The sequence below is a fragment of the Arthrobacter sp. efr-133-R2A-120 genome (genome assembly GCF_030209835.1).
GTDB lineage: Bacteria > Actinomycetota > Actinomycetes > Actinomycetales > Micrococcaceae > Arthrobacter.
In genome coordinates this window covers 118,716-132,132 of record NZ_JARVRF010000001.1, presented here as the reverse complement: position 1 = coordinate 132,132, position 13,417 = coordinate 118,716, and the positions used below count along the sequence as shown (strand labels likewise).

14 protein-coding genes are annotated in these 13,417 nt (G+C 62.3%); 3 read left to right on the top strand and 11 right to left on the bottom strand.

Annotation, left to right across the window (positions count from 1 at the left end; all coding sequences use genetic code 11):
- Positions 1-14: 14 nt before the first annotated feature.
- Positions 15-392, top strand: a complete 378-nt coding sequence (locus QRN52_RS00630) for an SPFH domain-containing protein (RefSeq protein WP_284750879.1) — start codon at positions 15-17, stop codon at positions 390-392.
- A gap of 340 nt (positions 393-732) precedes the next feature.
- Here QRN52_RS00630 and QRN52_RS00625 read toward each other — a convergent pair whose 3' ends face one another.
- The 4 genes from QRN52_RS00625 to QRN52_RS00610 all read right to left on the bottom strand — a co-directional run bounded on the left by QRN52_RS00625 (position 733) and on the right by QRN52_RS00610 (position 5,045).
- Positions 733-2,085 (bottom strand): ParB/RepB/Spo0J family partition protein, encoded by a 1,353-nt coding sequence (locus QRN52_RS00625; protein WP_284750878.1) that lies wholly within the window; start codon positions 2,083-2,085, stop codon positions 733-735.
- Positions 2,086-2,611: 526 nt separating this feature from the next.
- A complete protein-coding gene (locus QRN52_RS00620) occupies positions 2,612-2,764 on the bottom strand; it encodes a hypothetical protein (RefSeq protein ID WP_284750877.1) in 153 nt (50 codons plus the stop codon).
- Between the two features lie 208 nt (positions 2,765-2,972).
- Positions 2,973-3,983, bottom strand: coding sequence for a DUF4192 domain-containing protein (locus QRN52_RS00615; protein WP_284750876.1), 1,011 nt, complete (start codon positions 3,981-3,983; stop codon positions 2,973-2,975).
- Between the two features lie 630 nt (positions 3,984-4,613).
- Positions 4,614-5,045: a hypothetical protein gene (locus QRN52_RS00610; RefSeq protein ID WP_284750875.1), complete on the bottom strand. Its 432-nt coding sequence runs from the start codon at positions 5,043-5,045 to the stop codon at positions 4,614-4,616.
- A gap of 504 nt (positions 5,046-5,549) precedes the next feature.
- On the opposite strand from QRN52_RS00610, the gene QRN52_RS00605 reads away from it, so the two are divergent.
- The gene (locus QRN52_RS00605; RefSeq protein ID WP_284750874.1) at positions 5,550-5,858 is read left to right on the top strand and encodes a hypothetical protein; all 309 of its coding nucleotides are present in this window, start codon (positions 5,550-5,552) and stop codon (positions 5,856-5,858) included.
- A 554-nt stretch (positions 5,859-6,412) separates the two neighbouring features.
- Here QRN52_RS00605 and QRN52_RS00600 read toward each other — a convergent pair.
- From QRN52_RS00600 to QRN52_RS00590, 3 genes are all read right to left on the bottom strand, one after another.
- Positions 6,413-7,033, bottom strand: a complete 621-nt coding sequence (locus QRN52_RS00600) for an HNH endonuclease (RefSeq protein ID WP_284750873.1) — start codon at positions 7,031-7,033, stop codon at positions 6,413-6,415.
- Positions 7,034-7,086: 53 nt separating this feature from the next.
- On the bottom strand, positions 7,087-7,584 hold the full coding sequence (locus tag QRN52_RS00595; RefSeq protein WP_284750872.1) for a hypothetical protein: 498 nt from the start codon (positions 7,582-7,584) through the stop codon (positions 7,087-7,089).
- Between the two features lie 149 nt (positions 7,585-7,733).
- Positions 7,734-8,000 carry a hypothetical protein gene (locus tag QRN52_RS00590; protein ID WP_284750871.1) on the bottom strand — a complete coding sequence of 89 codons (267 nt, stop codon included), beginning with the start codon at positions 7,998-8,000 and terminating at the stop codon, positions 7,734-7,736.
- A gap of 507 nt (positions 8,001-8,507) precedes the next feature.
- On the opposite strand from QRN52_RS00590, the gene QRN52_RS00585 reads away from it, so the two are divergent.
- Entirely contained in the window at positions 8,508-8,738 is a 231-nt protein-coding gene (locus QRN52_RS00585; protein ID WP_284750870.1) for a hypothetical protein, read from the top strand.
- 257 nt (positions 8,739-8,995) lie between these two features.
- Here the strand turns inward: QRN52_RS00585 and QRN52_RS00580 are convergent, their stop codons facing one another.
- From QRN52_RS00580 to QRN52_RS00565, 4 genes are all read right to left on the bottom strand, one after another.
- Positions 8,996-9,553, bottom strand: coding sequence for a DUF6262 family protein (locus QRN52_RS00580; RefSeq protein WP_284750869.1), 558 nt, complete (start codon positions 9,551-9,553; stop codon positions 8,996-8,998).
- A gap of 6 nt (positions 9,554-9,559) precedes the next feature.
- Positions 9,560-11,194, bottom strand: coding sequence for a tyrosine-type recombinase/integrase (locus tag QRN52_RS00575; protein WP_284750868.1), 1,635 nt, complete (start codon positions 11,192-11,194; stop codon positions 9,560-9,562).
- 5 nt (positions 11,195-11,199) lie between these two features.
- The gene (locus QRN52_RS00570) at positions 11,200-12,339 is read right to left on the bottom strand and encodes a tyrosine-type recombinase/integrase (RefSeq protein WP_284750867.1); all 1,140 of its coding nucleotides are present in this window, start codon (positions 12,337-12,339) and stop codon (positions 11,200-11,202) included.
- A gap of 318 nt (positions 12,340-12,657) precedes the next feature.
- On the bottom strand, positions 12,658-13,242 hold the full coding sequence (locus QRN52_RS00565; RefSeq protein ID WP_284750866.1) for a hypothetical protein: 585 nt from the start codon (positions 13,240-13,242) through the stop codon (positions 12,658-12,660).
- Between the last annotated feature and the right edge of the window lie 175 nt (positions 13,243-13,417).

Genomic DNA, 13,417 nt, shown 5'->3' with positions numbered 1-13,417 from the left:
AGTCTGCGCAGCAGTTGGCCGCCCGCGAGAAAGCTCGCGCCAAGGCCAAGGAACTGACGGAACGTCACGAGCGACTGATCGAGATGGCCGCGGAATTCTTCGAGCAGCAGGAGCAAGCCGAGCTGTTGCGCGCGGAGGCAAAGAAGAAAGCAGAAGCCATCCTGGCGAAAGCCGAAGCTGACGCGCAGAGCGCCGTTCAATCCGCAGCACAAACAGTCAAGGCGATGCTGGGCGCGGGAGAAGCCAAGTCCGCCGTGGCGGCACGGCTTGGCCTGAGCGGCGCCGAAGTGAAGCGGATGATAGACCTGGTTGCAGAGCATGCGAAAGCTACAGAACCGAATGGGGTACAGGGCCCGGAAGTTACAGAGTCGAATGAGGTGCAGGCCGCGTAGCTAGCCTTCGTCGTCCCGCCTCGGACGCATGGTGCTTAAACAGAAAAGGCCGGCTTGTTAGCCGGCCTTTTCTGTTCCTCGGCAAAAGGAAATCTACGGTTCAGCTTAGCTGACGATGGATGGCGCGTCGCAACTCATCGGTGGACATCGTTGTCCCTGGTTGCGCGGCTGTGGGGTGCAGGATCGGGTGTTCGCGTCCAATGGCGGTCCGCCGCTGGTGAGTGGCTGCTGTGGTTCGCCCTGGGCGGCGGACCGCCCGAAGTTTGGGAGGTTCCCTGTCCCCTCACGGTGAGTGGCCGTGGCCGTGCCGGGCGGTGGGGTTCCGCCCGGCACGCCGGTCTTACTCCGCCGTTTCTTCCTCGGTGGGCTTGTCGCTGTCGAGGATGATCTGCTCAACCTCCGACGGCGTGTATCCCCAAGTGATCAGCTGGTTCAGGTAGTCCCGGTGGGTCTGGGACGGGGACCGCCACGAGTCCTTGGCGATCGCCTTCTCGTACCCGGCGCAGACGAGCGCAATCAGGGGGAACTCGGGCCGCGTTGTCGACTTGGCGACGTGGTCCCGGAGCGGGTTCCATCCCCAGCGGTCGCTGTCTTCGAACTTGGCTCCGATCATTTCGGCGGCCACCTTGCCGTCGTAGCCGCTGGCGACTTCGGGGTGGTGGGTGATCGCGTGGACGGTGAAGTACTGCCATCCCTTCGGCGCGGTCTTGCGGGCCAGGAGGGTCTTGACCCAGTCGCGGCGCACGGTCGTTGCCGATTCCATGGCCTTGTTGTTGGCTATCAGGGTTTTCCGCTCGGCTTTCTGCTCGTCGGTCATCGGGCCTTTCCGGGCCTGAGTGCCGCCGTCGTAGCGTTCGTACTTCGGGGTGAAGCCGAGTTCCTTCCAGCCTGTGATGACGGGCTTCGCGTTGTGCTGGCCCCGGTAGTCGGTTCTGATCAGGTAGGCGTTGGCGTCCTCTTCGGTGGCCGGTTCTCCATCTGCCCGGTTTGCCGCTGAGACGTACAGGTTCTCCTCGTCGGCGTAGTTCCCGGCGTCCTCCACGATGGCCTTGCCCTGGGCTTCCAGTTCCCCGATCAGCGCCGCGAGGGCTGCGGCCCGCTTGCGCTCGTCGCGCAACTTCTGGGCTACGTGGAACAACTGCTCGGGTTCGTCGATGATGACCGATTCCAACTCAGCGATGGCTTCCTCATCCGACTCAAACTCGGCGAGGATCAAAGCCTCCTCGATGGTGCATCCCTTGCCCAGCGCCGTGGCTCCCGCCTCGGATGCCTTGGCCTTCAACGCTCCCTCGACGGTGGTCTTGGTCCGGCCTGTTTTCTTGGCGATCGCGGCGGCTGACACTCCGATGAGTGAGAGCTGGTGGTAGGCGTCGGCCTCGTCCGCTTCGGTCAGTTCGGCGCGCTGGATGTTCTCCACGACCTGCGTGACGATGCGTTCGGCTTCCTCGGGGCTGTCGATGATCATGACCGGGATGCTGTCCCGTCCGGCTTCTACAGCGGCCCGGGTACGGCGCTGGCCCATCAGCACGTGCACGGTGCCGTCGTCCTTGCGGTGGGCGATCACGGGTTCCATCACACCGTGTTCCTTGATGCTGGCAATGAAATCAGCGGTCAGGGCGGCGTCCTTGCGGACGTTGACCTCGACGGTCAGCGTGGCCGGGTCGATCATTTCGAGCGTGGGCGTGGTGTTCATGGTGTTGCTCCTTCTTTGCCGAGAAGTCGGGTGAGTGGGGCGGATCAGGTGACCGGCCAGCTTCCCTCTCCCCCGTTGTTTTTTGGTTGCTGGCAAGCTCGCTTGCTCGGCGGCCGACGGAGCCCTGTCTACCCTTGGGCAAGGTGTGGGAAATTCCCGGAGGAAATAAGCGACGAAGGAGCGCCGTAGGGAAATTCCTGCGCCGCAGGCCCCGACGAAGGAGGGGCTGGACAGGGTGGAGCGGACGCCTAGAATCCGAAGGACAGCAACCAGAAAACGTCGTAGACAACCAGGTGATGACGGGCAGGAGCTCTGCGACGGACCGTCATCACCCAACAGCCGGCCACGGAGCTTGCGGAGTGGACGCCCAAAACGAGTGCGAGCCCCGCGAGCATGCTCTTGCCCTCGTCACCGCCGGCTCGCCCCCGGAGCGGTTAAGGCGAAAGAGCCGGCGCTCAATGCGCCGGCTCTTTCTGTTTTCCCTCGGAAAAAGGAAATCTGTGGTGCAGCGTCGATGCTGTGTGGGTTACGGCTGCTCGAGCCGGTGGTCTGTTACGGGAAAGTCTACGGGCCCGGTTTCCGGGCCTGCCGTGAGCAGGCGCAATTCCAGCAGGTCTTCGATCTGGCTGGCATCGGGGCCGACGGTGTCGTCCTCGGTCATGCGGAACTCTGATGCCATGGCGGGGTCTTCCTTGCCTGGGTTTGGGACGTGGGTTGTCCTTTCACCCTAGCGGCGGATCCTGCGCATTGTCTGGAATTGGTGCTGCGCCCGCGCCAGCGTTGACGGCGGCCGGGGGAGCGCAGCGGAGGAGGCCGCCACCGCACGCTGGAGGATCGGCAAGGCCGGACCCCGGTGTGAACTGGGGCCCGGCCTTGGTTCATCCGGTTTACCGAATGGACGGTGTGTAGGACATTGCCTTGTTCCGTGCGCAGTCAGCGACCAGTCCACGGTTGAGGAGCTCGGTCAGCAGCGACGCCAGCCGGTAATCGGTGACGTCCTCCATGGCGAGCTTGAAGTACCGTGCGGCGAAGCTGGACTTGCCCTTGAGCCATTCCAGCCAGCCGATCAGGCAGAGCATCGGTGCGCGCTGGCCTTCCGGGGTTGCCTTCATCAGTTCGAAGGCGATTTCCTGGGCGCGGTCCACGCGTGCCCAGTCCGGACGGGCAAGGACCACGCCCAGCAGGACGGAGGTGAATTGCTCGGGCGCGGTGGTCATGACGTCGGCCATCAGGTAGTCCCGGACCGTGGGGTGCTGGAATGCTCCGGCCAGTTCGTGCCCGCGCCCGGCGGTCAGGGTTTCCGGGTTTTGAAGAACCTCGGCCCATATGGCCCGGCTGCGGTCCAGTTCCCCTGGCCATCCTTCGGGGGTGTGTGCCTTGATGGTTTCCCGGACTCTCGGGTCGCCGGTGAAGGGTTCCGGCGCGGTGAATCCGGTGACCTGGCTCCCCCGGTAGATCAGTTCGGCGTTGCCGTTGCTGGTCGTGATCGCCTCCAGCGGTTCGTCCGGGCAGCATGCGGGGTCGGTGCACAGGTAGTTCCGCCACGCGTGGGAGGTGACCATCCATGCGTCCTTCAGCGGCATCTGAGCGGTGGCCAGCTCGGCGCGCAAGGCCTCGACATGTTCCGAGTACGGGCGGGGGTTTCCGGGGCTGTTCTCGTCCGTGTAGATCACGAGGAGGGTGCCCGTGGCGTTCTCGTCCGCGCTCAGGTGGCTGACGAGCGTCTGCGCGTAGCCGCGCGGGTCCGCTCCGAACGGTGCATCCACGCGCAGGGTCGCGCCGAGCCGCGTTCCGTTCATGGTCAGCACGACGAAGGATTCCGTGGGCTGTTCCCCCAGTGTGTGCGGGATGAGCGCGAGGATGTCGGCCGGGTTGGTGAAGCTGATGAAGTCGCTCATGGTTGTGTGTCCTTTTCCGAGGATGTGGTGGGTGGGGCGGCTTAGGTGACCGGCCAGCTCTCCTTCTCCCCCGTTGTTTTTTGGCTGCTGGCGAAGCTTGCGGAGCTGTGGCCGACGGAGGCCTGTCTACCCGCAGGGCAAGGGCCGTGGAATCTGCGCAGGAAATAAGCGACGAAGGAGCGCCGGAGCCGATTCTTCGGGCCGCAGGCCCCGACGAAGGAGGGGCTAGACGGGGTGGAGCGGACACGTACAATCCGAAGGACAGCAGCCAAAAAACGTCGTAGACACCAAGGTTCAGGGGGTGACGGAGCTCTGCGACGGTACGCCCTGGACCCAACAGCCGGCCGCGGAGCGGACGCCCGATTACCTGGTTGCAGCGAAGCGGAGACCAGGACCTGCCCAAGGACGCGGATGGGTCCTCCCGCCCCGGCCATCCCCTCAGGGCAGGCCGCCGGCATCAGCCACCCCGCGCGGCCCTGATGCGGACGGCGGTCCGTCGCCGGTGACCACAGCGGCAGCCGGCCACGACGACGGACCGCCCCCGGCGCGGAAGGTGAGTCTGCCGCGGTGACGGAGGTTCGGGGTGGGGGTTCCCCGCTCCGGTCGGAGCGGGGGACCCTTCGCCGGTGGTTAGGCTGCGGTGAAGACGGTGCACAGCTGGCGGTACCGGCTGGGCAGCTCGGCCGCCGCCATGGGCAGGTCTTCCGGTCCTTGGGCCTGTCCGTTCTTCCAGTGGAAGAACGCCTGTTCGCTGATCGCATCCCAGAACCGGGCCTTGGTCCTGTAGAAGGTCGTCCGAACGTCGCCCTCACAGTACGTGGCCATGCCGAACAGGTTGCCGATCTCATCGGCGGTACGGATCCCGGCGACCATGACATAGGGCCACTGGCCCAGGTCCCAGCCGTCACAGCCCCAGCTGGGGATCACGGCCCAGCCGTGTTCGCCGATGAGTTCCATCCAGTCGTAGCCGCCGTTCATGTGGTAATCGCCCAGCACGGTAACGCCGTCGATGGTTTCGCCGGTGTCGGCTGTGGTCACCGTCTTGATGGTGATTGCGTTCATGGTGTTGCTCCTTCTTTGCCGAGAAGTTGGGTGAGTGGGGCGGATCAGGTGACCGGCCAGCTTCCCTCTCCCCCGTTGTTTTTTGGTTGCTGGCAAGCTTGCTTGCTCGGCGGCCGACGGAGCCCTGTCTACCCTTGGGCAAGGTGTGGGAAATTCCCGGAGGAAATAAGCGACGAAGGAGCGCCATAGGGAAATTCCTGCGCCGCAGGCCCCGACGAAGGAGGGGCTGGACAGGGTGGAGCGGACGCCTAGAATCCGAAGGACAGCAACCAGAAAACGTCGTAGACAAACAGGTGATGACGGGCAGGAGCTCTGCGACGGACCGTCATCACCCAACAGCCGGACACGCAGCGAAGCGGAGTGGACGCCCGAAAAGGGGTGCGAGCCCCGCGAGCATGCTCTTGCCCTGAGCCTTGTCAGACTGGGTTGGTACCGTGGGGGTTGTCCCGCCTGGTTTCCCCCAATCCCAGGCGGGACATTCTTTGTCAGAAGGAGAGAGGGACTGTGGGACTGCGAAGCTTCTTCATCCGGGGCCGGACCCCAGTCACGGAGGATTCCTCCCCCGCCGCGGTGGCCGCACCCAAGGAGGAGCGCGAGCCGTTGACACCGGCACAGCTGGCAGATTTGAGAAAGGCCTGGGCCGAGCTCAACCAGGCGGCCGAAGATGCCGGCGTGAACACGTTCCGCGCCTGCACGCGTGACGGGAGCTCTTGGGAGGACGACCCCGAGGCGGTGCGCGGCATGGCGGCCCTGATCAGGGGCCTCCCCCGCGCAGACGAAGCTGCATCCACGGACGGCGACCCGGCCCCGTAGGGATGGGGCTGTTAGTTCAGTGGCGTACTGAAAGATTGGTCCCATGAACAGGATTGGGACCGATGAGAGGCGGTTGGCAGCACAGATTGTGGGTCCCGTTTCTGGCGTCACTGTGTGCGGAGCGGACCGCAAGGGGCGGCAGCGTTGAAATGGCCAGGCGGTGCAGGGAGGCTTGTGAAAAAGTGAAGATCCCGCGCTAAGGTTGCGGGTGCAATGGCCTGTATCCGGGTTTGAGGTGGGTGGTGAACATAAAAATGAATCGTAGAAGGCTTGAAGATCTCTTAATGTCAGAAGGCGTCGACCCCGACGCATATAGCTTGACCGGAGAAGTTCCAGACGAATGCCTTTGCCTCTTGCCTGAGTTGGGTGGATGGTCCGTTTTCTATTCGGAGCGCGGTGGACGTACCGGCAATACACGCTTTGAAACCGAAGACGAAGCTTGCGACTTCATGGCACTCCGAGTGTTGGCTGATCGTGGAAATCGGTTGGGCCGATGAGGTCGAAATACTCACAGGGCTTGTGAAAGAGAAATATCCGACGTTAGCGCCGATATTTCACTTTTCACGAGTCACCCCTTTGGCAATATGCTTCGCAATCCGGCGTTCCAGGGTGGCACGGTGCGTCTGGGCGCTCTTGACGAGCTTGGCCCAGTGGGCGACGGCCCGGGCGCTTTCCGTTATCGCGTCCTTGTCGCCGTCTGCCATAACGAGTTTGCGGAGCTCTCGCTCGGCGGCGGCCAGCTTCGGCCGATACTCGGCAATGAGCCCCTCGTCCCAGGCGATAGCCCGGGGAAGGTAGACATGGGGGTTCTCCCACCTGTGAACGGCTTGTTCGAAGGCCTCCCGAAAGACTTCCTCAGGTACGGCCACGGACGCGGGAAAGTTGTTGCGGTATTTGTTGCAGTAACCGTGGGCCAGGCGCAAGTTCTCCCAAGTATGCGGTCCGCCATAGCTCTTTTCGATGATGTGGTCCGCCTGAGGGCTGGCCGGATCGTGGGGTTCCCGGAAGCCGGAATCGACAGGGGTCTTGCAGAGCCCACAGATGCCGCCGTCCCGGATCATCAGGACCTCGATGACGCGCTGCCGGTCTTTCATCGCTGGCCGGTTCAGATCGTCCAGGACTACTGCCTCCCATTCCTCCCGGGACAGTTCCCATGATGTGGGGACGTCAGGCACAGCGGTCCTCGATTCGACGGTTGGCGGCTACAAATCTGATGATACGGGGGACCTCAGAACAAGGTTGGCGCGTCGGGATCGACGCCGGCCAGGAGCGCGGCTACGCGCAGGGGCCTGTCCCAGCCGTGGGCGCGGACTTCGTCCCTGAGGGCTACGGACCCCGCAGCGAACTGTGCCCGGGCCAGTCCGCGCCAGCGGAAGGAACTTCCGTTCGCGTCGCGTCCTTTGGCCAATCTATCGAGCATGTTGCTGCGGCTGGTTCCTTCCACCAAATGAGTAAAAGTGTCAGCAGTCGCGTGGACGCAGATCGGCACATCACAGGTGTGCATGAGCGGGCCGAAGGCATCCAGGTCGCTGCCGTGCAGCAAGTGGAAGGCGAAGCGGTGGGGACGGACGGCCACGGTTCGGCCATCTGCGTTGAGGGTGAACCTGCCGTACCCGTCATCCCCGACTGCAGCGGCCCAGAGCCAGCAATCACCTTGAGCTGGCCCCTTGACAACCTTGGACCAAAACCGTTCCGCCGCGTTCACGGCAGGTCTGCTAGTCACCATCACCGGTCGATCTTCCGCTCGGGGCCTGGGCGCTGCGGGAACATGACCAGGGCACGGGGCCGGCCGGCTTCGCAGGCGCTAAGGGGGCTACCGCCTGGGTCACGGGAGCGATCACCACAGTCACCACCGACGGGCCACACCAGTAGTCCCTAGGCCCCTCGAACCTGAAAGAGGCCGCCTTCGACGGGTGCCCCAGGCAGCGGCGAAACAAAATCCAGCCGGCTTTCCGCACCAACCGCGAGATAGTAGATTTCCTTCCCCTGCCCGATCAGATCGAACTCATGACTTGAGGTGATCTGGTAGGTGGCTCCGCCGTTAAGCGGCTGCCAATTGAACTGGGCATCTTGCCGGGGGACAGCTTCCTTCATGTCCTTGTCCAGCAACACGACAAATCCGGAAACGTTCGTGAACTCCATGGGTGATCCTCTCGACTCCTGCATTCATGGACACAGACGCCCTGTCGGTGCCTCCCGAATCATAGACCTTCACGCCGTCAGCCTTCCCGGCGCTTGGGGAGCCGGCTACCGGCCATACCCCTCCCTACGGATACAGTGTGGCCACGGGCAGAATCGTGTCGCGAAAATCTCAGAAAGTTTTCGGTGAACCGGCACCTTGAGCACTGTTCCAGTTCCAAGGTTCTATCGGGGCCCAACACTGCCCATGCTTGGAGACGGCCTCGTTTGTGCAGGTGAAACGTCATCTGGCGCCGTTCTAGCGTGGGCTACATGTGTTGGCCAAGCGAGCCAGCTCCCCCTCGTTCTTGAAAGACGGCCGGCCTATCGTTCCCATCCATAGGGACTTGACGAAAGAAATCACGTAGCCAAAATCGACTAAGAGCTTGCTTATGTTCGGCTGCGATCCTAGTCTCGTCCCATCCGGACTCGAGGCTTCAGGCTTTCGTTGGGGGAGCGAAAGGAATTCAGATGGCACCCGGAACACTATTCGGACTGGTCGTGATTGCAGGAGGCATCCTGATCCTGATCGCTTCACGATTTCTTACTAACGTCGCTGCGAGCAGCCGCGCGTATCTGCAGCCGGACCTTGACAAGGCAGCCTTCAAACGTCGGAATCTCAGGATTCTGCGCTTCATGGCAGCAGCTTGGTTTGTCATCGGCGCAGGAATCGCCATTTTCGGCTTGATGACGGGACGCTGACGATGAGGGCGGTGCCGGTTCTTTTCCTGATACTCGCAGGCGCGTTCTTCATCCTGGCCAGGGACTTTTACTCACGCTTCGTGTTCTCTCTTGTCCGTCAGGTACCGACCATGATGAAACGTGAGAGGACTTTCCTGCGGTCTATGCCTGTTGTGTCCGTATGTTTCGGGGTGGCGTTCATAATCCTTGGTGTACTGATGGCCATGAATCTTGTCTTTCCGTGGTGAGACTGTGGACAGGAGTTCAGTCCCGGGACATTAGTTGGGACTAACGGCTGCACCCGTGGTCTGGGGCCGGTTGAGGTGGGCCATGAGATCGCGGTTCGCAGCCCGTGCGGCGTCGAGTTCGTCGTTGCGTTCTGCGAGTTGCCGGCGTTGTTCAGCGGCGTGTTGTTCGAGTTCGGTGACCCGGCGCTGCAGACGGTCGACATCGTCGGGCGCACCGAGGCCGGATTCCCGCCAGATCTGTTCGCCGAGACTTTCGGACAGACGCTGGCGAAGTTGGGTATTCTCCCGAGACAGACGGGTGATGCGGTCATGTGCGTTGGCCAGGTCGGCGATGAGGGAGGCGCGGCTGACAGCTGGTCCTCCGGTCTTGGTGGTGGTCGGTTCGGCGGCTTTGGCCAGGACGGCTGAGTGCAGGTCGCGGTGGCGATAGAGGAAGCTGCGGTCTACCTTGGCTCGACGTGCGATCGCGGAGATGCTGATTTCGCTACCCTGATGGGCCGCCTGTTCGAGGGCGGCGATGACGCGTTGTCGGCATCTTGTGCTGTGGGCTTGCCTGGCTGCGGCGATCCCGGTGGTGTTGGTATTCACGGCTTTTCAAGTCCCGCTCTGAGATCGGGCTTGCCGCTTGATGGAGGGCATGCCGAGGTTGGTTATCTGCCGGGTGCGCCGGACCGCCGAGACAGCGGCGGCGATGTCGGCTTGTTCGGCGGGGTTGAGTTGGTCGAGGTGTTCTTCGACCTTATGCACGAGTTCCTTCATCCGGCGGATCTCTTCCTCTGACGGTAACGCTTCCGTTCTGGCCCAGTCTTCGAGATTGGTTGTGGCCAGGACGCGTTCGCGGTCACGAAGCAGGTCATGAAGGTATGCCTTCAGCTCGGGCAGATGCGATGGATCGGTGTGGAAATGATCGCATCCGACACAGCGAAACCGGAACGGGCATGCGCCGCCCCCTGCTTGGACGTTGGTCGGTTCCTGGCAGGTGCCGTAGGGCACCGAAACGTGGCCGAGGATGTGGCGGGCGTGCTCGTCGTCCAGTAATGCCTGGGCATCTCGCCAGAGGTGGTTGCCGTGACGGTCGAATTGGTGGTTGGCCAGTCGGTCGACGGCGGCACGGCGGCGTTTCTCGCCGATCTGGTAGTAGGCCTGAGTCGAACTTAGCAACTCATGGCCCATTAGTTCTGCGAGTACGTCGAGCGGGACGCCGGCGTCTGCGTGCCGTTGGGCATAGGTGTGTCGGTAGGAGTACGGCGTAATCGTGGTCAGGTCGAAAATGCTGCCGTCCGAGCGTAGGAGAGGATGCTGCAGGGCAGCGAGCCAGCGGCGGTGGGTTCGGCCGATCTTGTGCCGTCCCATCGGATGTTTACCGTTCGGCTCCGGGTCGTCTGAGGGCAGCAGGAGCAGTGCCGCTGGCTTGATGTCGGGGAAACGGTCCCGGGTGTCTTGCTGCTGGGCGCTGATCAGTTCCGCGGTCGCCTTGGCGATTGGAAGCCGCCGGCCCGGCCTGTTGTTCTTGAGGTCGTCATAGACGAGCACGTAATTGTCGTCATGGTCGCGGCCCAGGCAGTCCCAGGACAGGTTCAGGATCTCGTTGGGGCGGCGGCCCGTGTCGATGAGTAACTCGATTGCGGTGGCCAGCACTTTCGGGGCGCGCGTGCGCAGCAGTGGAAGCGCGTCGCAGAGCTGGGCGAGGATTTCGGGTGGCAGCGCCCGGCTTGGAGGTTGCAGGTCGGGGCGCGGGGGAATGTCCTCGCGTCGTAGCGCGAAGTCGTCAGGGAGACCATGGAGTGGGCCTCCGGGCCGTGTAAGGCCGAGTAGTCGCATTTGACGCAGTGCATGATGAGCCTTTCGGCAGCTCAGGGCCCGGGATAATTCGCTGATCCTGTCGCAGTGTTCCAGGTAGGCGATGCGCTGCAGGAACATCTCGATGTCGTGGCGGCCGAGTTCGCGGATGACAAGTCCCCGGTCAGTTCGATGGATGCGCAGGCTCTCTGAGAGCCCGGCTATCGCTGCGACATGAGCTCGCAGTACCCCGGTGACTTCTTCGCCCCGACGCCGTATCAGGTCGTGGAGTGCCCACCTTTTCATGCTCTCGCGTAACCAGGGCTGGCTGATGGCCGTGAAGTCCAACCGTCCGCTGTGGCCAAAGCAGGACATCGCCCAGATGTCCTTGGTTTGTTCTGCCTCCAGCTGGGCTTCACGGGTGGATGCGACCATGGCATGGGCTGGCATTGTGTTCACCTTGACGCTGGCGTGGGGTGGTGGGCTACTCGCTCGACCGCAGCACGTAGCCGCCGAGGTGCCGGATGGAGATACACCTGGCTTGAGCTGATTGAGGCGTGTCCGAGGAGTTCCTGGACTTCATCGATGCTTCCGCCGGCATCCAGGACGTTGCTGGCAAACCCGTGACGCAGTGCGTGCGGGTGCACGGCCGGGTTTAGTTCTGCACGGTGTGAGGCCGCAGCCAGCAGTTCGTTGACTGCAGCTGGCGTCATCGGCGCACCGATGGGTGCCCGGAACAGGTTCACGAACACGAAATCGCTCTCCCGTGCCGCGTCATTCCTAGCCCTCTCGGTGAAGTACTGATCGTGCGCCTGCACGACCAGTGAATCCACCGGAACGATACGGGAGTGCCGCGATTTCGCCCACGCACCGTTGATGTTTTGCCTCCGTACTACATGCAGATGAGCTCCCGGAAAGTTGCAACCCAGGGAGGACGAATCGAGGAGAAAGTGGACGTCCTCACGCCGTAAACCCACCAGTTCGCCCCGACGCAACCCTGCCCGCGCGAGCAGAATCACCAGCAGCCGGTCACGGGCCGAGAGACACGCTCTCAGCAGCGCCAGGAAATCGTCATCGCTTGCACGGTCAGGGCGACGGTTAATGGCTGGAACCCGGTGCCGGGCCCTCAGTCGCAGTCTCCACACGCCGTCCTCACCGCGCGCCTCGGCTGGCAGATCCTGGCTATTGGCCAGCTCATAAAGATGAGCAAGTACCGCTCTAGGCGCATCGTTGTGGTCTACTGCGAAGATAAGGAAGCCCCTCACCCCTGCGAGCACGCAGTTGATCCGTCGAGGTCCGCGAACCGTAGTAGTTGCCGAACCGCCCGCTGTCCCATGCAGCGAACAGTGACGGAGCCACAGCACGAAGGATGGCATCTTCTCCGCAGCTGCCCGCCAGTCTTGTCCGGTGGCCGCGCACCACGAAAGATAGAGCGCAATCGCGCCCGCGTACGTCCTTGTCGTCGATTCGGCAGCATCACGCCCGAACCGCAGGTGCCGCAGATAAGCATCGGCCTCGGACATAACCAGCAGGTCATCGCCGATCACTGTCCAGTACCGCGTTCCGGAAGGCATTTTGACTGGAAAAGTTCGCATCGTCATCTCCCGCGTCAATCATCGACCCACAACGGGTCCACCACCTGACCGACACACTGAGAGAACCGCAGTCCACGAAACAAGCGACAGAGCTTGTGCCACAGTCCACAACAGGAGACAAGGCCCCGATAGAACCAAGGAACCAGAACAAGTGGCAGAGGGGTCTGGCCGGGGCCTACCTGCCTTCAAGCTCCGACCCCTCGTCCACTTGCTTACCTAATAGAGGCCGACTATCGTAATAACTGCCCGCCATTGCGATGGATTGGGAAGAAGGCCCTTGAACCCCAGCCGGACGACTGGATCTAGGGCCTTTCGCGTTTAAGCCGAGTCCGGGGTCTTACGCTCAAGTATCAGGAGATCCTTCAACGCTTCGTAGTAGGCGTCCTGCCCCAGGTGCTTGGCGTTAATGGCGCCCAGGAATATGTCAGGTATCCACAGAAGCGGATCGTCGCCGCCGCGACAATGGCTGATGGTGAAGTCGCGATCGACCACTTTCTGACCTTTGAGGGCCACAATATGGGCGATGTCCTTTTGGTTCTGGGTAGGCATCCTCGCTTCGCAGATAACTTCCTGGACCCCCATGGAGGCAAGCTCGTAGTAGATCGTTTCCAAGCACTTCCGCCTGAAACGCTCAGTCTTGTTGTAACGCCTGCTCACATGGGTCACTACCGCGGACATGGGCGTCAGCTCGCTCACAGCAGCAACGATCTTCTTCCGCCGCGCTTCACTTTCGTCCGTCCAGTGCAGTTTGATTTGCCCCTTGAGGCGCAGAGCCAGCAACTGCTCCCGAAGCTCTTCAGCGGAGTCATCCGGAACTACGGCAGCGCACACAAGGTACTCCTGGGTGTCTTCTGAGCGGTTAGCTGAGGACTCATCGAGGTAGGCGCGAAGTTCTGAAGGCATAAGTGGCACATATCTGAGTAGGGGCGAACGGGTGAACACGTAGAACTGTATGGGCGATCGTGGCGTGTATCCACTAGAATGATCTGACGGGTAAAGCCGCAAGTGAGACAGGTCATTAAGAAGACGCTTAGAAGATTATCATGCGGCTTTAGACGTTCAATATTAGAAGTAGAAA

Coding starts and splice junctions, on each gene's coding strand:
- QRN52_RS00625 (WP_284750878.1), bottom strand. CDS start 2,085: ATGAACACCACGCCCACGCTCGAAATGATCGACCCGGCCACGCTGACC.
- QRN52_RS00620 (WP_284750877.1), bottom strand. CDS start 2,764: ATGGCATCAGAGTTCCGCATGACCGAGGACGACACCGTCGGCCCCGAT.
- QRN52_RS00615 (WP_284750876.1), bottom strand. CDS start 3,983: ATGAGCGACTTCATCAGCTTCACCAACCCGGCCGACATCCTCGCGCTC.
- QRN52_RS00610 (WP_284750875.1), bottom strand. CDS start 5,045: ATGAACGCAATCACCATCAAGACGGTGACCACAGCCGACACCGGCGAA.
- QRN52_RS00595 (WP_284750872.1), bottom strand. CDS start 7,584: ATGGTGACTAGCAGACCTGCCGTGAACGCGGCGGAACGGTTTTGGTCC.
- QRN52_RS00590 (WP_284750871.1), bottom strand. CDS start 8,000: ATGGAGTTCACGAACGTTTCCGGATTTGTCGTGTTGCTGGACAAGGAC.
- QRN52_RS00585 (WP_284750870.1), top strand. CDS start 8,508: ATGGCACCCGGAACACTATTCGGACTGGTCGTGATTGCAGGAGGCATC.
- QRN52_RS00575 (WP_284750868.1), bottom strand. CDS start 11,194: ATGCCAGCCCATGCCATGGTCGCATCCACCCGTGAAGCCCAGCTGGAG.
- QRN52_RS00570 (WP_284750867.1), bottom strand. CDS start 12,339: ATGCGAACTTTTCCAGTCAAAATGCCTTCCGGAACGCGGTACTGGACA.
- QRN52_RS00565 (WP_284750866.1), bottom strand. CDS start 13,242: ATGCCTTCAGAACTTCGCGCCTACCTCGATGAGTCCTCAGCTAACCGC.